Here is a 19,679-nt window from a genome sequence, read left to right as displayed (position 1 = left end):
CTTCAGCCTAATGATATAGATATCTGCGTCGCAGTACATCCAGGGAGTTTTTTCAGCTTCAGTAATTTCAGGTAATCCCTCAGATCGGTGTCGGTAAAACTGCTCGTCTTTAATTTGGACTAAACCAAATCCGGTCTAGGCATCTATTAAGCTGGTAATTGCTGCTGTCTGTGTCATAGTTTTTTACCTTGCTGTGTATGGAAAACCCAGCCTTCCGGTATTATGACTTCTCTTACTTATATATAGTGTGAGATTATTCCATTTTTTATTGCACCAGAACTACTACAATTACTATTGATGCTAGATAATGGGAAGGCTTTGACATTTTCTTCCCAATCTAGCCCAGGAAACAATAATTAACACTTATGCGAACTCATTATTGCGGCGAACTCCGAAAAGAACATATTGGAGAAACAGTTACCTTTTACGGATGGGTAGACCGTCGCCGCGATCACGGTGGTGTGATATTTTTAGATTTACGCGATCGCTCTGGAACTGTCCAAATCGTCAGCGATCCGCAACGCACCCCAGATTCTTACGACCAGGCGAACGCCCTGCGAAATGAATATGTTGTCGAAATCACAGGTAGGGTAACGCAACGTCCTGAAGAATCGTTGAATACCCGCATCCCCACAGGCGAGGTAGAAATCTACGCCGATAAAATTCAACTCCTGAATGCAGTCCGCAAACAGTTACCTTTCCAAGTTTCCTTAGCTGACACCGAGACAGTGCGGGAAGATTTGCGGCTGAAATATCGTTATTTGGATTTGCGACGCGAACGCATGGCGCAAAATTTGCAACTGCGTCATCAAATTGTCAAAGCCATGCGTCGTTATCTGGAAGATTTGGAAAGTTTTATCGAAGTCGAAACCCCAATACTTACCCGTTCTACTCCAGAAGGGGCGCGGGATTATGTTCTACCCAGTCGGGTTAATCCTGGTGAGTGGTATGCTTTGCCGCAATCACCCCAGCTATTTAAACAATTGCTGATGGTATCCGGCTTAGACAGATATTATCAGATTGCCCGTTGCTTTCGTGATGAAGATTTACGCGCCGACAGACAACCAGAATTTACCCAATTGGACATGGAAATGAGCTTCATGTCCCAAGAAGAAATTATCGAACTAAATGAGAAATTAGTTTGCCATATCTTCAAAACCGTTAAAGGTATTGAGTTACAGCGCCCTTTCCCCCGCCTCACTTACGCCGAAGGGATGGAACGTTACGGTAGTGATAAACCAGATACCCGCTATGGTTTAGAATTAGTTGATGTCTCAGATATTGTCAAAGAGTCAGGTTTCAAAGTCTTTCGGGACACTGTGACTAATGGTGGTATCGTCAAAATCTTGCCAATTCCCAACGGTAACGATGTAATTTCTAACGTCCGCATTAAACCAGGCGGTGATTTATTCAAAGAAGCCAGCGAAGCCGGTGCTAAAGGTTTAGCTTATATCCGTGTCAGGGATGATGGCGAGATTGACACCATTGGCGCGATTAAAGACAACTTAAGTGAAGAACAAAAACAAGAAATTTTGCGCCGTACAGGTGCAAAAGCTGGACATTTATTGTTGTTTGGGGCAGGGGAAGCTGCTACAGTTAATAAAACTTTAGATAGATTACGGCAAGCGATCGCTAAAGAGTTTAATTTAATCGATCCAGAAAAAATTAACTTGCTGTGGATTACAGATTTCCCGATGTTCGAGTGGAATGCTGACGAAAAGCGTTTAGAAGCACTACACCACCCATTCACAGCACCCCATCCTGATGATTTGAGCGACTTAAAGACAGCACGCGCTCAAGCCTACGACTTAGTACTCAACGGCGTAGAAGTTGGCGGCGGAAGTCTGCGGATTTATCAGCGAGAAATTCAACAGCAGGTGTTTGAAGCGATTGGTTTATCTCCTGAAGAAGCACAAAGTAAATTTGGCTTTCTCTTAGAAGCATTTGAATATGGTACACCACCGCATGGGGGCATCGCCTACGGTTTAGATCGTTTGGTAATGTTGCTAGCTGGCGAAGAATCCATTCGAGATGTCATTGCTTTTCCGAAGACACAACAAGCGCGTTGTTTGTTAACAGATGCACCTTCGAGTGTAGATGCTAAACAGTTGAAAGAATTACACGTTGCTTCGACTTATAAACCAAAGTCTTAGTGAACTAAATAATTATCTAAGTAAGGTGGGCAATGCCCACCAATTACTTTGAGGATACTCAATGGAAATTTTCTTAGCTAATATTAATCATCTTGAAAGTGTTTCAGTACTATTTGATAGATATCGTATTTTTTACAATCAAACATCAAACCTTAAAGCTGCTAAAGAGTTCCTCAAGGAACGTTTCAACAATAATGATTCACTAGTATTTGCAGCTAATGAAAATGGGAAATTAGTTGGATTTACTCAGCTTTATCCTAGCTTTTCTTCAGTCTCAATGAAACGAGTATGGATATTAAACGATTTGTATGTAGAAGAGTCGCATCGCGGTAGGGGAATTGCAAAGTTATTGATGAGTGTTGCGGAAGAATACGCCAAAGAAAGTGGAGCCATTCGAATAACTTTATCTACTCAAACTTCTAATATAACCGCGCAAAAACTCTATGAAACGCGAGGTTACGTTAAGAATGAAGAGTTTTATCATTACACTTTGCGTTTGCAGTAGTGGTATGACAAACCTACAATTTTTCTTAACCCAAGCGTATTGCCCTAAGAGCGCAATTACCATAGAGAGCAAACCCCCTAAAAACAAAAAAAACCCGCCGTAGCGGGTTACACAACAAACTAAGAACAATGAAAACCTGATTTAGCTGGAATATCTCATTTCAGCTTCAAGTTGACGAATCAGTTGTTCGTCACCCTTTGCTCTGGCTACTTGCAAGCGATGCTCTAGGCTTTTTTGAATATTCTCTCTGTGGGCTTCTTGTGCTTTCCTTGAACTTTGTAGTCTACCTTGATTCATAGTGATTACCTTCTTTAATTTTTTGCTTTATGTCTTCTATTGCTAACATAACACATATTTTGTAGCTGTTGCTACAGAATATTCGGACTTAATGTAGATTTTAACAAAAATATGTCTGAGAAGCAGATAACGCAACAACGACTCATAACTTTTTTAAGCGATTTTGGCGATCGCGATATTTATATAGGCGTAATGAAGGGAGTCATAGCCCAAGCCAACCCCAGGCTGAGGGTGATAGACTTAACGCACCAAATTCCACCACAAGACATCGCCGCAGCCAGGTTTTGCCTGATGAATGCTTATCCCTATTTTCCCGTTGAGACCGTGCATTTGGCAGTAGTAGATCCAGGAGTGGGAAGCAAGCGACGAGCGATCGCAGTAGAATTTGCTCAAGGGTTTCTAGTCGGCCCAGATAATGGTATCTTTAGCGGGGTACTTAGTCAAAGCCCTGCGATCGCAGCCGTGGAACTTACAAATCTTAACTATTGGCGAACTCCTCAACCAAGCAACACTTTTCACGGTAGAGATATTTTTGCACCAGTGGGAGCTAGTCTTGCTAGTGGTGTCTCTCTCAAACAACTAGGACAAGAAATTGACCCAGCAAGTTTGGTCAAACTGGATATAGGCGAGTGCAAGCAGACAAGCAGTGGTGTAGTGGGTTGGATTCAATATATTGACTACTTTGGCAACTTAGTGAGCAACATTCCAGCGAGTTATGTACAAGGCAGAACTTGGTATGTGCAAACTACAGGGTTGAGTATACCAGGCTGTGAAACTTACAGTGATGTCAAGGTAGGAGAGATACTAGCTTTAGTTGGCAGTCACGGCTGGGTAGAAATTGCCATTAATAGCGGTAATGCTCACTCCCGGTTGCATTTAGATCGGCAAGCACCGCTTCAAGTTGTTTTAACGTGAACCAATCACACTGACTAAAACTCTTCACTGAGGTGAGTTACAAAACCCAGCAATCACTGATAATATCAAATATTATAAAGAGTTTCTGCCCCCTGCCCCCTCACATCCACCCCCCAACTTCCGCATCAGTTAAAGGTTTCTCTAACTTGCTATATTCCGTCTGAGCAGCCCGCAATACGTGTTTCATCTGTACTGCTTCCCCAGCATCAGCAGCGAGGAAAGCTGCATTTAAGGCTATGTTACGAATATTACCCCCAGCGACATTTAGCCGTGCTAGTTGCAGAGCATCTAAATCTGCGGTTGGGGTGTCGGCGGGAAAGACGCGCCGCCAAATCTCGGCTCGTTGTGTTGTATCGGGGAAGGGGAATTGCACCACGAAGCGAATCCGGCGCAGAAAGGCTGTATCAATTGCACTTTTCAAGTTAGTAGTTAGGACTGCTAAACCTGGATAGCTTTCCATCCGTTGCAACAGGTAGCTAACTTCAATATTGGCATAGCGATCGCGCGCATCTTTAACTTCACTACGTTTGCCAAATAAAGCATCAGCTTCATCAAATAACAAAATCACCCCACCTTGTTCAGCAGCATCAAATACCCGGCGCAAATTCTTCTCTGTTTCCCCAATATATTTGCTAACTACCGATGATAAATCGATGCGATATAAGTCGAGGCGCAATTTCTGAGCTAGCACTTCTGCCCCCAAGGTTTTACCAGTGCCGCTAGCACCTGCAAATAAGGCGCTGATTCCCAATCCCCTAGCACTCTTGCCACCAAAACCCCAATTGTTATATACAGTACTGCGTTGACGCACATGAGCCGCAATTTCTCGGAGAACTTGTTTCTGTGCCTCTGGCAATACCAAATCTTCCCAATCACCAGATGGCTCAATCCGTTGGGCAAGTTCATCCAAACGCGGACGTGCTTGCACACGGCAGGCATCCCATAAAATGCTAGTGATATCGTTGTCTGGTTTTTGGGCTAACTGTCCTGCGGCTTCTGCACAAGCAGCGCGGATGGTTGCGGCACTGAGGTTAAACTGCTCCACTAGGGTTTTAACTTGCCCGTTCATTTGTGATGCCATTGAACCTAGGGCATCTTGCCAAACTGTGCCTTGTTCTTTGCTAGTTGGTTGATGTACGTCAAAATTAACTACCAGACGTTGTCCTAGCCCAATGCGTTCCCGACTTGTAACTATTAAAAAGCCTTTTGTGCGTTCGATAAAACGTGCAATCGCATTCAGCCGCGCCATATCATTATTATCTAGTTCGTTGCAGTCTATGAGTAACGCACACTTACTTAAAATCGTCTCGCGAGTCCACAGGCGAATGAGATTATCTAACTCGCTAGGTGCTAAGGGAATCAGTTGTGCAGGCATTACCCACAAACTTAAACCCTGGAGTTGACAAATGGTCGCGGCAATGGCGCGTTTGCTAGTAGTTTCGCTACTACATAGTTGGATAATTGGTAAGCTATTAACTTTGTCAGCTTGTGACCAAACGGCTGCAACTCGTTCTGCTAAATCTTGGTGCGAGGGAACTAAATCACTAACCTCTTGTAATGGTTCAATGATGCCAGCTAATCGTTCGTCAAGATATTGAATGCCCGTGAGATAATGTAAAATTCGTTCGTCAATTCTGACGGGACTGAGAGTCAAGGCATGACCATCACCAATTTGAATTAACCGCCAATGACGTAGGGGAGCATTTGGAGCGATCGCATCCCAGTGGACTTTAGGTAAAGCAGACAGAGCTAAACTTAAAGTTGGGTAAGCTCGTTGTAAATCTCCGTGCGTTATGGCACACAATTTAGCAAAATCTCCATTCAATTCCATACCTGCACACAACAGCAACAAATCACATTCAAAGGATGAGAGGCTAAATATTTTACATATTCTTTCCAATGCCGATGGCGCAGGCATTGCAGCAGCCGCTTCCTGTAGCACTTGCTGTAAATGCTCTTGGTTTTTCTCTACAAATTGATTTTGCTCTTTTGCCGTATGATTTTCTAAAATTCCACGCACCACGGCAAGGGCTGCTGATAGATAGCGGTAGTTTGCCTCATCCCAATTGCGATTTGTTGTAGCATTCATAAGATTGTCACCTGTGGCGAATCATAAGCTCCAGACTGATTTTTCTTGTGCAGTGGGCTTTCTGCCCCATCTACTTGCACCCGAACAATATAAGTCCCTGGCTTTACATTTTTCACAGGAATAGTAATTGCATCGGTGTCTTCAGTGCGTGGTGCAACTAAGAAAGAGTAAGCTGCCGGACTCTTACCTGATGCCTCATTGAGTAACAAAACTACTCGTTGTATCTTACCAACTTTGGGCTGGAATTTAACGGTAATTTCTGCTGTGCGTAAATTGTCGCCGCTATTTTCCACTTGAGCAACGAATGCTGTAATTGTTGGATGCAGGACAAAAGCCGCAACGTTTGATTCAACGACATAATCTTTTTGCCCTCCATTGCCCATTGTAAGATGGACAACTTGGATACCTTGTACACTTGCGGATAAATCTGATGGGATTAACAGGCTGATTTGGGTTTCTTTAACATCATGAGGTACGATCAAACTTTCCGTATTACTCAAACGGATTCGGGTAATCTCACCGCGTAAACGTTTACCACGAATTACTAATGTTGTGCCCGTAACAATCGTTTGATCAGTCTTTGCCGGAGCCATAACTTGCTCTATAGTCGGTTGAGACAAGGGCATTATATAGAAACCTTCAGAATTTTCAGGTTTGCTACTCTCAATCAATACCATTGATGCCAAATAGGTAGCTGAAGGTCGATAGTGTGTTTGCAACGCAGACCATAATTTAGAAGTTTCTTCCATGTTAAAAAACTCTGGAGTCAGTTTAATCTGACCAATTTGTTCAGCTAAATCAGGTACAGATACACTTGCTACAGCTTGCGAAAAAGCACTTGAGGTATTGGTTGTAGAGGCATTTATCAGAGTATTCTCAATAATATCCGATGTGATGGCTGGTGTTTTGTGTAATAAATGCATTGCATAGCCCAATAAAAGCTCCGCCTGAAAATCCTTGGCTCCATACGCTGTTAGTAAGTAATGGAGGTCAAGAGCTAGTGGTGGGCTCTGAGAGGATGTGTTTCCATTTATACGTGAATGCCTGCTCCGAAATTCCTGAGATACCCAATCGACATTGCGGTTCTGTGTTACTTGATAAAGAAACAGATTAATTTGAGCCCGCTCGTCAGCTTCAACTGAAATTCGATCGGGCGGTAGGGCAGTTACAATCACATCACCAACACTAGTAGCGATCGGATCGCTGACTAAGCCATTTTCCAGCAAGACTTTTAGTACTGCTGTCACGGCGGCTATAGAGAGTACATTACTCATCCTCGTTCCTCATGGCAATAGCACATCTTAATCATGTACGCCAGAGTACATTGACAGAATATATTTTGCAAAACTTTAAATATTCTGTAACAGAGACTATCCGCATGGTATGCGAAGTATCAGCACTAATGAAGCTAAAGACCTTGTATAATTTGCGTTAACTTCACATCAGGAAGCAATTTAAAGTACCATAGGGCTTAATTTTAAACATTTTATCAAATTGCTAACATTATTTTAAGTTAGTAATATGTTAAGCTGAGTATAATCAGATAAATACTAAGTAATATATATTACTAACATTCATCTAAGTTACCAAGTAAGCAAAATATTTGTAATACTAGTAGTATATCTGACTAAAGTTAAAACCTTAAAGTAACTAGGATGGGTTCCCTTAGATGAAATCCCCACCTCCTTCAAATTCTTGGATTGGTCGCTTGGTAGGTGATAACGAGCGATATCGTTTAGACAAACGGTTAGGCGGGGGTGGCATGGGAGATGTCTTCCTGGCAACGGACACCCGTGTGGGTCAACAGGTAGCGTTGAAGTTGCTCAAAGATACGCTGGTGGCATCACAAGAAATGAGAAAGCGTTTTGAGCGTGAGGTAGCAGTTTGTGCTGCTTTGCAAAGTGACCACATAGTTAAAATTAGTGATTGTGGATTCACCACAGAAGGCTTTCCATTTTACGTAATGGAATATTTACGCGGGCAAACGCTCAGACAATTACTGCTGCGCGAGAAGCGGCTATCTGTTGAACGGGCGGTAAAAATTATGGCGCAAGTTTGCAAAGGTTTACAGCTTGCCCATCAAGGGGTTACTCTCCAACGGGAAGGCGGAAAAAGCACTGAGCATATTCAGGTAGTTCATCGTGACCTGAAACCAGATAATATATTTTTAGTACCTACAGATTTGGGTGAGTGGGTAAAGGTTTTGGATTTTGGTGTTGCCAAAATTCGGAGTGAATCTTCAGAAAATGCCAATATTACAAATATCACCAGTACTTTTATTGGGACATTTCGTTATGCACCTCCTGAGCAAATCCAAAGTGATAAAAACTTGGATGCAAGGGGTGATATTTACAGTTTAGGAATTATCCTTTATGAAATGCTGAGTGCTGCCGATCCCTTTGGAATCAGCATTAAGGGTAGTCATGTGAGCGAGGCTTCTTGGGTATTAGCTCATGCCTATGAACCACCAAAACCACTGCGATCGCAACCAGGTTGTGAGCATTATTCCACAGAATTGGAAGCGGTGGTGATGAAATGCCTCCACAAGAACCCAGCTAACCGATTTGCAACGGTAGAAGAACTTAATCTTGCTTTGCAAGCTGCTGCCAAATCTGTCATAAACACTATTAATTTACCCGGAAAAGCTAGCGGACAGTCACAACCTTCCTATAATCAAGGTTCAAACAACGAAACTGTTCCCAGACAATCAAACGACGACACCGTTTACCGTCCTCCATCTGCATATAATCAAGGTTCAAATCACGAAACTGTTCCCAGACAATCGAACGACGACACCGTTTACCGCCCTTCATCTGCATATAATCAGGGTTCAAATCACGAAACGCTTCCCAGACAATCGAACGACGACACCGTTATCCGCCCCCCATCTGCATACAATCAGGGCTCAAATCACGAGACTGTTCCCAGACAATTTAACCCGATTGAACAAAACCAATCTGAGGAAACAGTTCCTCCCCTTCAGCCTGGATACAACCAAGGTTCAAATAACGAAACAGTTCCGAGGCAGTTTAATCCCGTTGAGCAAAGTCCACAAAGTCCTGTGAATAATCCCAACCCCAGCAAACCGGACGTGACCTTGTATCAACCACGATTTGGATCTAGGCAAGGTGGACAGCAAGTGCCACCAGATAAAACATTGTTTCAACCACGACCTGGGGCTAGTCAAGGTGGACAACAAGTATCACCAGATAAAACATTGTTTCAACCGCGACCTGGAGCTAGTCAAGGTGGACAACAAGTACCACCAGATAAAACATTGTTTCAACCGCGACCTGGAGCTAATCAAGGTGGGCAGCAAGTTAGTCAAGGTGGGCAGCAAGTGCCACCAGATAAGACATTGTTTCAACCGCGACCTGGGGCTAATCTTGGCAGACCACAAGTGCCGCCAGATGTGACAATGTATCAGCCACGACGTGCATCAAATCAAGGCAGACCACAAGTGCCACTAGATGACACTATTTACCAACCAAAGCTAAGTGGGCAGCTAACTACGAAAATTACTCCCAATTTTTTGCGAATCTTGGGAGTAGTCTTGGCCATTGGGCTGACTTTAGCCTTGGTGGCCTATATTTATACTCAATCTCGTAAAGAACCTAGCAACCAGCAAAATCTACCTAATAGCGATCGCATTCAGAACTAATTCAGCTAATAAGCTGAAAAGCTTCTAAGTTGAATAATCAAATTAAATAAAAATCTTGTGGGGTGGGCATCTTGCTCGCCTTAATTATACAAATTAAATGCCGAGCAGCTTAGTACGTCTTTACAAGGGTTATGGATAACGCATATTTCATTCCAAAAGATGTCTTTTACCTATATATATTCATCCCAAGCTACGGGAAAAGAATAATCTGAAAACGCCGAGAAATCACGATTTTCGCTGCGGGTTTCTTCATCCAAAACCTTGACAACTTTGTTATAAATATCTTGTGCTTGTTGCGGAGAATCACCGATACTGGTTAATCCCAACTTGCCAAACTGCGAAAGACAACCCATGAGATGAAACACTGTGCCAGTCTCTGTACCACTGTCAAAGTGTAGTCTGTGTTCAGCAATAATATCCATCAAATCATTAGGTAACAATCCCTGATAGCGCTCTTTGTGCAAATTATCAGTAGCAATGTAGTATTTTGGACGACCTTGCTGACTATAAAATAACCCAGTGGAAAGGTCATAGCGACCGTTTGTTAACAATTTCAGGGTCATGAATGGATGAGTTGTGCCACCTTTACGCAGATTAATTTCGATCGCCTGAATATCCCACTCACCATTACCCTTGTCAACGGTGATAAAATCTACGCCAAATCGCTCTAAAGTACCTTTCTCTGCTAGCTTTATACCAACTTGTAGTCCTAATTGTTGTAATTGCAATCGATAGCTTTCATCAGCCGGGAAGCGACAACCAAGATAAATCTGACCGTCTGGGCCTCCGAGAATTTGGTCGTGAGTTGAAAGGATTTCCACTTTACCAGTGGGTGTGATCCGTCCTTGGACACTGGGCGATCGCTTTATTTCCCCTTCCACAAATGCTTCGGCAATTGCCCCTAATTCCGGGATTCTTCCCGAAAAATTATCCCAAGTCTCAAGTTTTGCTTGAAAGCGCATTGTTGAGAAGCGATCGCTAATTGCTGCTACTCTTTGAGCATGAGTACCAATACCTGGTGCTAAATTCTCAATTGGCCTCAGATCGAGCAAGGCATTTCCCTCTCCCGAAATACCTTCGTTGAGTTTTATCACTACCCGTTTTAATGTTGGTTGTCGTTCCCACAAATCAGTGGTAGCTTCTGCCAAATCTGTATGGTTCCAAATTTTTTCGCTACCATCTGGATGCGGTACTCCGCTTTCCTTGAAGATTTGCCGACTACCACTTTTTGTCCCCCAAATCTGTAAATCTGGTGCAGCAGCATACAGTGGCACACCCAATTTTAAAGACAATTCGCCTTCCCAGTGCGAAGAGTTGTAGCAGATCATAAATGATTTATCTAGCCTCAAAGATTGATGAATCCGCTCTAGTAGACGGGGGCGTTCTAAAATCTTTTGGCTGAGAGGTTTAAGGGAAGAATCGTAAGTAGAAAGTAGTAGCAAGCGATTGCGAGCATGAGAAAAGGGAATTCCTGGCAAAAGTTGCAGATAATAATCAATGATACTAGGATGCAGTGGTACTGATGTTACATAAATCAGGCGAGTCCGGGGATTCTGCAACCGAATTAAAGAAAATAGTAATCTTTCTTCATAATGTTCGCAGCCTTCGATCTTTTGGAGTTCGCGCTGATCGAGACTCAGGGAGGGAATAATTAAAATATCTGCTTCACTATTGTCAAATGACTCGATCGTTTTCCAGCGATCGCGCAGGGTTAATTGTAATTGGCGAAACTTTTCAACCTGCTCTAACTCGGAAATATTTAGTATTGCCATAAACCCTGCCCTCTAATAACCCCAATGTAGCGCACCATGCAGGCTTTTGGTCTATTAGTTTGGTAACTAGTAAGCAAGTACTTTATCCTGCAAAAATGTGGCAATGCAGATATCAGCTTAAATTAATACCAATGAAGCTCAATGCATAATATCACTATTCTGTCAAGCTAATTTTGAAGGTTTGTAGTAATGAGTTTATTACTTAGAAAATAAGCACTAAACTTATTAATCTAAAATTGTCAATATGACTCATATTTTATTACGTGAAAAAACTCCGTACAATTTAGAAAGCCTTCTTTTTTATTGCCTCTTGCCTGCCCACGCAAGTAACTATGGCTACGCTCCCGTGAGGGATACAAAAATCAAAGCGGATTCCTATATCCATAAATTTAAACTTGACAGACTAGTAGGTAGTTGTGCAACTACAAAGTGAAAAAGTAGAAATCTATATTTTCATTTATCGAAATGGCACGGTTCTTGAGTGAGCTAGAAAAAATCATGATTAACTAATTGAATAATTTTTATTATTTAATTTATTTTCAGCCTTAAGGTTGAGCAAATTTTAGCGAAGTTTACCTCTATGGAGCGATAAATTACAGCAGCTTAATAGTTAACTTAATAGCAGATGAAAGAGATAATGATTTCATCAAATCATAGTTTTATACTTGTTTTGCCGTCAGATGAATAGTGTCTGTTATGTTTGAGTATAAATAATGTCAGCCGCCTAGAATTGCTATAAATAAGTGCCTTTGGTAAGAATTCGGGATATGTATATCCGAAAAAATGCAAATGGCTAGGAGCCAAAGCAGAAACTAAACCTTGGGTTAAATTTTTGATGCAGGGTTTGCTTTTGAAAATGGCTAATGAAAGAGATGAGGGTAATAAATGCCCAATTCAATATTCAATTACCAAGAAAAGACCTATGGCTAAAGCAAAAGAGAAAAAAGAGCAAACATTGCAGCCACCACAGCAGCAAGAATTACCAGGTGTTGAATTAGAAATGACACCAAAACCAAAAGCAGATAATGCCCAGTATCAAGGTAGTGGTAAGTTACAAGATAAAGTAGCATTGATTACGGGTGCAGACAGTGGTATCGGTCGTGCTGTAGCGATCGCATTTGCTAAAGAAGGTGCAGATGTGGCTATTCTTTATCTGAATGAACACGATGATGCCAAAGAAACAAAACAGTTGGTAGAAAAACAAGGTCGTCGTGCAGTAACTATCGCAGGCGATATTGGCGATGAAACTTTTTGTCAGCAAGCTATTCAACAAACAGTTGGTGAGTTTGGCAAACTCGATATTCTCATCAACAACGCCGCCGAACAACATCCTAAAGAAAGTATTGAAGAAATTACTAAAGAACAATTAGAGCGAACTTTCCGCACTAATATCTTCTCAATGTTTTTTATGACTAAAGCTGCACTCAAGCATTTGCAAACAGGCAGCGCTATCATCAATACCACATCGGTAACAGCTTATAAAGGTAGTCCACATCTGCTAGATTATTCTTCTACAAAAGGTGCGATCGTTGCTTTTACCCGCTCCTTATCACAAAATTTGGTATCAAAAGGAATTCGCGTTAATGCTGTCGCGCCAGGGCCAATTTGGACACCTTTAATTCCCTCAACTTTCCCAGAAGAGAAAGTTGAGAATTTTGGAAAACAAGTACCAATGCAACGAGCCGGACAGCCAGAAGAAGTTGCCCCCAGCTATGTATTTCTAGCATCTGATGATGCTTCTTATGTTTCTGGACAAGTTCTACACGTAAATGGTGGCGAAGTTGTCAATGGCTAAATAAAAAAGTTAGGCGTTAGAAGTTATAGAATTTGGAATTTTATATTTTTTCTTTAATTCCAAATTCAAAAACTCAAGTTATCAGAGTTCAAAATTATAACCTATTAACTTCTAACTACTAACTCTTCACGTCTAACTCTACCCTCCTTTTCTTCCATTAGAGGGATGAGTAAAAATTTAAATATTGATAATCTATTCAGCAGCATACATTTAGAAATAACAACTACGTCTATGGCATCTCCTACACCACTATATGGCACAGAACTAGTAGATTGTGCTAGAGCAAATGCCCAGCAAGGAATTGAAACTGCTGCTTATCAATGTGGCTATGGTCAAGACCTCAACAAATTTGCCCGAGAACTCAGACAAGCTTGTGAAGAAATGAATTTACAAGTAAAAGAACTCAGTGGATTAATTACTGAACAAGACATGATACTGCAATTGGGTACTGGCGAAATTGTCGCTCCAGTGACGGAATCAGAATTGTAAAAATAGTCATTTGTCCTTTGTAATTTGTTATTGATTAATGATCAATGACTCCTCTCATAACTTTAAAATTAACTGCGCTAAATTAAAATAAATCAAAACGCCTGCAACATCAGCTTCTGTAGCAATAAATGATGCTGACATTAATACCGGATCTAAACGGAGGTAACAAAATAGAAACGGCAGTGCCGAACCAGAGATAAAAGCTAATACAGAAATAGCTACCAGGCACATGCCGCGATCGCTACTTCTAATCGCCCTTGCAGAAAGTAAACCCACACAGTAGCGATCGCAACATAACATTCATTCCTCCCAATAATGCCCCAGGGTAGACGCATTAGCGAAGCGGTAGCGGCTTTTCATCAGACATCGCTTCTCGGCAGCCAACTACCTGCAATGTGCCAAGCAATCGGATTTCATCGGTGTTGATTCCTCGAATCACCACTGTAGAAGACTGGACACGCACATTACTGCCAGCACCAGTCAGCAAAGGGATAAATGCCGTCAGTGTCACCGTTTTTGTTAAAATTTTTTCTTGTGACTTGATAATTGTTCCTGTAATGGTGTGAATAGGTCGGCGAAATTAAAGCTAACTGGCTAAGTTGTCATTTGTCATTGGTCATTAGTAAGGGTTTTAAACTTGTTTATGTTTCGTAATATACTTAGTTTTTTTCACGCCAACTTACTTATTGGTTACAATTAAAACCAACAACCATATAACCCGCTTCTGAGCAATTTCTAATAAATTCATCTGAAAATAGTTGTCGCGTCGCCCCCGACTGCACACTACCACCCAAGGTATAGATAGATATCTTCGGTGGTTTCTTGTTGTCCTCAAATCAGCTTGAACATTCCCATTTACACCCTAGTTTAAGAGCAATACACTTCAGATAAGACCAAAACACTTGTAGAGACAGCGATTTATCGCGCATCTCAAAAACCCAAAATTTTTGCCAGTAGCCCTTAACTGAACAGTATTGAGTTTAAGAGAATGTTTGGAAATTCCTTAAGTATACTATAAACCCCGCTTCCATTCCTCTTTGCGAAAGATCAAGAAGCTTTGAATTCCCCCTTACCGCATTGATAAGGCAGGGTGGTTTCATACAAGTGGAGAAAAACAACAACTAGGTTACAAAGCCTCTCTCTGTTTTTGCTCACCAAGATATGGATTAATAGTCAAGATGAAGCATAGATAAATTATTACTTTTTTAAATCTTTAAATATTAAAAATTTTCTTTATATAATTTTCATGTAATTAATAACTATGAGGCTAGAAAATATGACATCATTCCCTATATTGGCGATTTTTATTTAAAAATCATTAAAACTTTTATATTCCTTTAAAAAGGTATATAGCAATGTGAATATTTAAATAAAGTTCTATAAAAAAGATAGACATAACACCGTGGTATAGTGTCCAATGTGTAGTTGATCAATCTAATTACAGTACTTAAGCATCCACATGTAAAATATAATGTTCGACTACTTAAGCATTTATCTGACATCTTGAGTTTTGCTTTGTTTCAACTTTATGTAACTGCATATCAGTTAAATCACAAGCTCTCAAGAGAGTTTACTTGTAATTTTTAATTAAATTCCCCAAAGTGAATTTAATCAAAAATCATAACCTGGGCACAAAAAATAACCATTTATAAGGACTATTGCACCCTTCCAATAATTATTATCTAGTATTTCTTGTAGTACCAATTATTCTATATGATCTACCTTCAAAGAATATTATAGAAAGGTACATCAGGTCATAGCCGTTCATTTTTAGGTTGATACAAATAGACAGCCCATTAGAAAGGAATATGAGCGAATGAGCATATATAAAAAATAGTTTCTACCAGCAATATAAGAGAAAATATTACATGCAACAAATATATTAATTAAGACAGTTTACTGTTATGTTCTTAATATGTTTCCACCTAGTATATTTACGTATTTTTTGTTGGAAATACCCATTATAAAACTAGTTCCACAGCATTGATTATGGAATTAGTTTTAGCACTATTGTGAGGCATATATTTCAATGAATGAATTACAGAATCAAGTTGTTGTACCTCTACAACAACAAACCCTAGATAAGCCGCTACTGCCAAGTATTTCTTCTCAAGCTAGTTCCAGTCTGCTTTCTCAGGGAGATGGACTAAAAGCAGAGTACTACGACAACATCGACTTCACCAACCTGAAGCAAACCCGTACAGATGCGACAGTGAATTTTGACTGGGGTCTTGGTTCTCCAGATTCGTCCATTGCTCCAGATACCTTCTCAGCACGTTGGACAGGTCAGGTACAAGCCAAGTACAGCGAGACTTACAACTTCTATACAACTAGCGATGATGGTGTGCGACTCTGGGTGAATGGTCAACAAATCATCAATCAGTTTGTCAATCAATCTGCCACTGAATTTAGCGGCTCGATCGCACTAGTTGCAGGTCAGAAGTACGATATTAAGCTTGAATACTTCGAAAATACCGTCAATGCCGTTTCCAAACTGTCTTGGTCTAGTGCTTCTCAGACCAAAGAAATCATTCCTCAGTCCCAGCTTTATAGACAGAGCGACGTACCTGCGATTGGCAACGGCAACGGACTAAAAGCAGAGTACTACGACAACATCGACTTCACCAACCTGAAGCAAACCCGTACAGATGCGACAGTGAATTTTGATTGGGGTCTTGGTTCTCCAGATTCGTCCATTGCTCCAGATACCTTCTCAGCACGTTGGACAGGTCAGGTACAAGCCAAGTACAGCGAGACTTACAACTTCTATACAACTAGCGATGATGGTGTGCGACTCTGGGTGAATGGTAAGCAAATCATCAATCAGTTTGTCAATCAATCTGCCACTGAATTTAGCGGCTCGATCGCACTAGTTGCAGGTCAAAAGTACGATATTAAGCTTGAATACTTCGAAAATACTGTCAATGCCGTTTCCAAGCTGTCTTGGTCAAGTGCTTCTCAAACCAAAGAAATCATTCCCCAGTCCCAGCTTTATAGCCAGAGCGACGTACCTGCGATTGGCAACGGCAACGGACTCACAGCAGAGTACTACGACAACATCGACTTCACCAACCTGAAGCAAACCCGCATAGATGCGACGGTGAACTTTGACTGGGGTCTTGGTTCTCCAGATCCGTCCATTGCTCCAGATACCTTCTCAGCACGTTGGACAGGTCAGGTACAAGCTAAGTACAGCGAGACTTACAACTTCTACACCAGTAGTGATGATGGTGTGCGGCTGTGGGTCAATGGTCAACAAATCATTAATAAGTTTGTCGATCAATCACCTACAGAAAACACTGGCTCGATCGCACTAGTTGCAGGTCAAAAGTATGATATAAGGCTTGAATACTACGAAAATACAGTCACTGCCGTTTCCAAGCTGGCTTGGTCTAGTGCTTCTCAAACCAAAGAAATTATTCCTCAGTCCCAACTTTATAGTCAAAGTGCTAATGGCAACGGCAACGGACTCAAAGCAGAGTACTACGACAACATCGACTTCACCAACCTGAAGCAAACCCGTACAGATGCGACAGTGAACTTTGACTGGGGTCTTGGTTCTCCAGATTCGTCCATTGCTCCAGATACCTTCTCAGCACGTTGGACAGGTCAGGTACAAGCCAAGTACAGCGAGACTTACAACTTCTATACAACTAGCGATGATGGTGTGCGACTCTGGGTGAATGGTCAACAAATCATCAATCAGTTTGTCAATCAATCTGCCACTGAATTTAGCGGCTCGATCGCACTAGTTGCAGGTCAGAAGTACGATATTAAGCTTGAATACTTCGAAAATACAGTCAATGCCGTTTCCAAGCTGTCTTGGTCAAGTGCTTCTCAGACCAAAGAAATCATTCCCCAGTCACAACTGTATTCAACACCTCTTCAGACCACAATCACCTTAGGATCGCCTTCCACAACTGTGAACGAAGGCGCTGGTAACGTTACCATAACTTTGCTCAGGACTGGTGATTTAAGCAGCACATCTTCAATCAAGTATGCAACCCTAGCGGGTACTGCCACAGCCGGAGTTGACTACGGAAGTGATGGCAGCGAAAGCGCTGGAACAATTATTTTTGCACCAGGAGAAAGTAGCAGACAGGTATCAATTCCGATCAATGACGATTCATCGCCAGAAGTAGATGAAACCTTTAGTTTTGTTATCGATCAGCCAGGGGGAGCAACACTTGGACTCCAAAGAACTCTCGGAGTTACGATTCAAGATAACGATCGCTCTGGCATCGATTTCAGTGCGCCAGTAGTTAATGAGGGCGCTGGTACAGTTACGGTGGTAGCTACACGGGGTAACACTGTAGGGGCGGCTAGCGTGAACTACACAACCGTGGATGGAACTGCTAAAGCTGGATCTGACTACCAAAGTAAATCTGGAACCTTGAGTTTTATAGCAGGACAAAGCCAGCAAAACATTATTATCCCCATTATTAATGACAACATTGGGGAATCAAATGAAACATTTACTTTGAACTTCAGTAATGCAATTGGAGTCCAACTAACTAATCAACAGACAACTATCACGATTCTTGATGATGACTCAGGTAAGGTGCTTTTAGAGACAGTAGCTTCTGGTTTGAATCAACCCACAGCTTTTGACTGGACAGCTGACCAAAAGCGGATGTTCGTTGCCCAGAAAAATGGCGTAGTACGAGTCTTAGACAACGGCAAATTATTAGCAACACCATTTATCGATATTTCTGGACAGGTAAATGACACGCGCGATCGCGGTCTTTTAGGCATTGCCGTGCATCCAGATTTTGGCAAAAGTCCAACAGGCAACAACTATGTTTACCTCTTGTATACCTACGATCCACCAGAAACCACTTCAAAAGATCCTACTAAAAACAATCCCAATAGCACCTTGGACGATCCCGACCAGAATGGGAATCGGACTGCACAGCTAATTCGGGTAACAGCCGACCCCAACACGAATTACACTACTGCCATTGCTGGCAGCCAATTTGTGCTACTGGGTACTAATGCCACTTGGAATAATATTAGCCATCCAGATGGAAATAGCACAAATGTCTCACTTGGCTACGCACCATCAGGAATTCTCAACAAAGATACTGGTAAGCTGTTTACCAGCTTGCAGGATTATCTGAATAATCTTGATAAAGTCCAAAATGTCCAGAATTTTATAGCTAATGATAGTGAATCTCACTCAGTTGGTGCTGTGCGCTTTGGTACTGATGGTACTCTGTTTGTAAGCTTAGGAGACGGCACTTCCTATAACGGGATAGATCCGCGAGCAATTCGCGTTCAGGATGTCAATAATCTGTCCGGCAAGATCCTGCATATTGATGCCATTACTGGTAAAGGCTTATCAAGTAATCCTTTCTACAATCTTACTAACGACCCCAATAGCAATAGTTCCAAGGTCTATAACTTAGGTCTGCGTAACCCCTTCCGTTTCACAATTGATCAGAAGACCAATACCCCTGTTATTGGTGATGTTGGCTTTGATACTTACGAAGAGGTCAATGTCGGAAAACCAGGAGCTAACTTTGGCTGGCCGTTCTATGAAGGAGGTCTTGATGCAAATGGAAACATTGTCAGCCTGCAACAACCAAAATATGCGACCTTAAATGCAGCAAAAGACTTTTATAGTAGTGGTAAAACTGTTACAGCACCAGTTTACACTTACAAGCATTTTAGTTCCAATTCAATTGTTTTGGGTGACTTTTACACAGGCAATACTTTCCCCTCAATCTATCAAGGTGCGTTATTCGTTGGTGATTTCAGTCAAGGAACTATCGATGCTTTGACATTCGATAGCCAAGGCAAACTTGCTTCTGTTAAGCGGTTTGCTTCCCAAGCAGACACCCCAAATCTAGGAGTGACTACACAAATCACCACTGGACTAGATGGCAATCTGTACTACGCAAACTTGACCGGGGGTGAGATCGATCGCTTCCGACCTGCTTAGAGATGACGGTTATTAGTCAGCTAAAGCTACAGGCTCCCTGCCCCTACTAGGGTAGGGGC

Annotated in this window: 11 protein-coding genes and 1 pseudogene; 7 read left to right on the top strand and 5 right to left on the bottom strand. The window is 41.8% G+C overall.

From position 1 onward, the window contains the following. The first annotated feature begins 365 nt into the window (after positions 1-365). Together aspS and FBB35_RS23735 are read left to right on the top strand one after the other, a co-directional pair. Positions 366-2,153, top strand: a complete 1,788-nt coding sequence (gene aspS / locus FBB35_RS23740) for an aspartate--tRNA ligase (RefSeq protein ID WP_174711689.1) — start codon at positions 366-368, stop codon at positions 2,151-2,153. A gap of 61 nt (positions 2,154-2,214) precedes the next feature. Next, positions 2,215-2,658: a GNAT family N-acetyltransferase gene (locus FBB35_RS23735; protein WP_174711688.1), complete on the top strand. Its 444-nt coding sequence runs from the start codon at positions 2,215-2,217 to the stop codon at positions 2,656-2,658. Between the two features lie 141 nt (positions 2,659-2,799). On the opposite strand, the gene FBB35_RS23730 is transcribed toward FBB35_RS23735, so the two are convergent. Next, positions 2,800-2,955: a hypothetical protein gene (locus FBB35_RS23730; protein WP_163935769.1), complete on the bottom strand. Its 156-nt coding sequence runs from the start codon at positions 2,953-2,955 to the stop codon at positions 2,800-2,802. A gap of 111 nt (positions 2,956-3,066) precedes the next feature. Here FBB35_RS23730 and FBB35_RS23725 point away from each other — a divergent pair, with 111 nt between their 5' ends. Then, a complete protein-coding gene (locus FBB35_RS23725) occupies positions 3,067-3,870 on the top strand; it encodes an S-adenosyl-l-methionine hydroxide adenosyltransferase family protein (protein WP_174711687.1) in 804 nt (267 codons plus the stop codon). Between the two features lie 100 nt (positions 3,871-3,970). Here the strand turns inward: FBB35_RS23725 and FBB35_RS23720 are convergent, their stop codons facing one another. Further along, positions 3,971-5,959 (bottom strand): ATP-binding protein, encoded by a 1,989-nt coding sequence (locus FBB35_RS23720; RefSeq protein WP_174711686.1) that lies wholly within the window; start codon positions 5,957-5,959, stop codon positions 3,971-3,973. Further along, positions 5,956-7,233 carry a DUF4255 domain-containing protein gene (locus FBB35_RS23715; RefSeq protein WP_174711685.1) on the bottom strand — a complete coding sequence of 426 codons (1,278 nt, stop codon included), beginning with the start codon at positions 7,231-7,233 and terminating at the stop codon, positions 5,956-5,958. The genes FBB35_RS23720 and FBB35_RS23715 overlap by 4 nt, the downstream gene beginning before the upstream one ends. A 395-nt stretch (positions 7,234-7,628) precedes the next feature. On the opposite strand from FBB35_RS23715, the gene FBB35_RS23710 reads away from it, so the two are divergent. Then, positions 7,629-9,620 (top strand): protein kinase, encoded by a 1,992-nt coding sequence (locus FBB35_RS23710; RefSeq protein WP_174711684.1) that lies wholly within the window; start codon positions 7,629-7,631, stop codon positions 9,618-9,620. A gap of 170 nt (positions 9,621-9,790) precedes the next feature. On the opposite strand, the gene FBB35_RS23705 is transcribed toward FBB35_RS23710, so the two are convergent. Then, positions 9,791-11,392, bottom strand: a complete 1,602-nt coding sequence (locus FBB35_RS23705; protein WP_174711683.1) for a peptide ligase PGM1-related protein — start codon at positions 11,390-11,392, stop codon at positions 9,791-9,793. Between the two features lie 922 nt (positions 11,393-12,314). Between FBB35_RS23705 and FBB35_RS23700 the strand changes: the two genes are divergently transcribed. Both FBB35_RS23700 and FBB35_RS23695 read left to right on the top strand, forming a co-directional pair. Continuing rightward, a complete protein-coding gene (locus FBB35_RS23700) occupies positions 12,315-13,187 on the top strand; it encodes an SDR family oxidoreductase (protein ID WP_174711682.1) in 873 nt (290 codons plus the stop codon). 231 nt (positions 13,188-13,418) lie between these two features. Continuing rightward, complete coding sequence (locus FBB35_RS23695; RefSeq protein ID WP_174711681.1) at positions 13,419-13,676, top strand: hypothetical protein; 258 nt, start codon at positions 13,419-13,421, stop codon at positions 13,674-13,676. Between the two features lie 54 nt (positions 13,677-13,730). Here FBB35_RS23695 and FBB35_RS23690 read toward each other — a convergent pair. After that, positions 13,731-14,238: pseudogene (locus FBB35_RS23690) on the bottom strand (magnesium transporter); the annotation flags it as partial. Between the two features lie 1,467 nt (positions 14,239-15,705). Between FBB35_RS23690 and FBB35_RS23685 the strand changes: the two are divergent. Continuing rightward, on the top strand, positions 15,706-19,620 hold the full coding sequence (locus FBB35_RS23685; protein WP_174711680.1) for a PA14 domain-containing protein: 3,915 nt from the start codon (positions 15,706-15,708) through the stop codon (positions 19,618-19,620). Positions 19,621-19,679: the final 59 nt, after the last annotated feature.

Source organism: Nostoc sp. TCL240-02 (genome assembly GCF_013343235.1).
GTDB lineage: Bacteria > Cyanobacteriota > Cyanobacteriia > Cyanobacteriales > Nostocaceae > Nostoc.
This window is presented reverse-complemented; position numbering and strand designations above follow the sequence as displayed.

Excerpts from the sequence above, each read along its gene's own strand:
- aspS (WP_174711689.1), top strand. The coding sequence starts at position 366 with ATGCGAACTCATTATTGCGGCGAACTCCGAAAAGAACATATTGGAGAA.
- FBB35_RS23735 (WP_174711688.1), top strand. The coding sequence starts at position 2,215 with ATGGAAATTTTCTTAGCTAATATTAATCATCTTGAAAGTGTTTCAGTA.
- FBB35_RS23730 (WP_163935769.1), bottom strand. The coding sequence starts at position 2,955 with ATGAATCAAGGTAGACTACAAAGTTCAAGGAAAGCACAAGAAGCCCAC.
- FBB35_RS23725 (WP_174711687.1), top strand. The coding sequence starts at position 3,067 with ATGTCTGAGAAGCAGATAACGCAACAACGACTCATAACTTTTTTAAGC.
- FBB35_RS23720 (WP_174711686.1), bottom strand. The coding sequence starts at position 5,959 with ATGAATGCTACAACAAATCGCAATTGGGATGAGGCAAACTACCGCTAT.
- FBB35_RS23715 (WP_174711685.1), bottom strand. The coding sequence starts at position 7,233 with ATGAGTAATGTACTCTCTATAGCCGCCGTGACAGCAGTACTAAAAGTC.
- FBB35_RS23710 (WP_174711684.1), top strand. The coding sequence starts at position 7,629 with ATGAAATCCCCACCTCCTTCAAATTCTTGGATTGGTCGCTTGGTAGGT.
- FBB35_RS23705 (WP_174711683.1), bottom strand. The coding sequence starts at position 11,392 with ATGGCAATACTAAATATTTCCGAGTTAGAGCAGGTTGAAAAGTTTCGC.
- FBB35_RS23700 (WP_174711682.1), top strand. The coding sequence starts at position 12,315 with ATGGCTAAAGCAAAAGAGAAAAAAGAGCAAACATTGCAGCCACCACAG.
- FBB35_RS23695 (WP_174711681.1), top strand. The coding sequence starts at position 13,419 with ATGGCATCTCCTACACCACTATATGGCACAGAACTAGTAGATTGTGCT.
- FBB35_RS23685 (WP_174711680.1), top strand. The coding sequence starts at position 15,706 with ATGAATGAATTACAGAATCAAGTTGTTGTACCTCTACAACAACAAACC.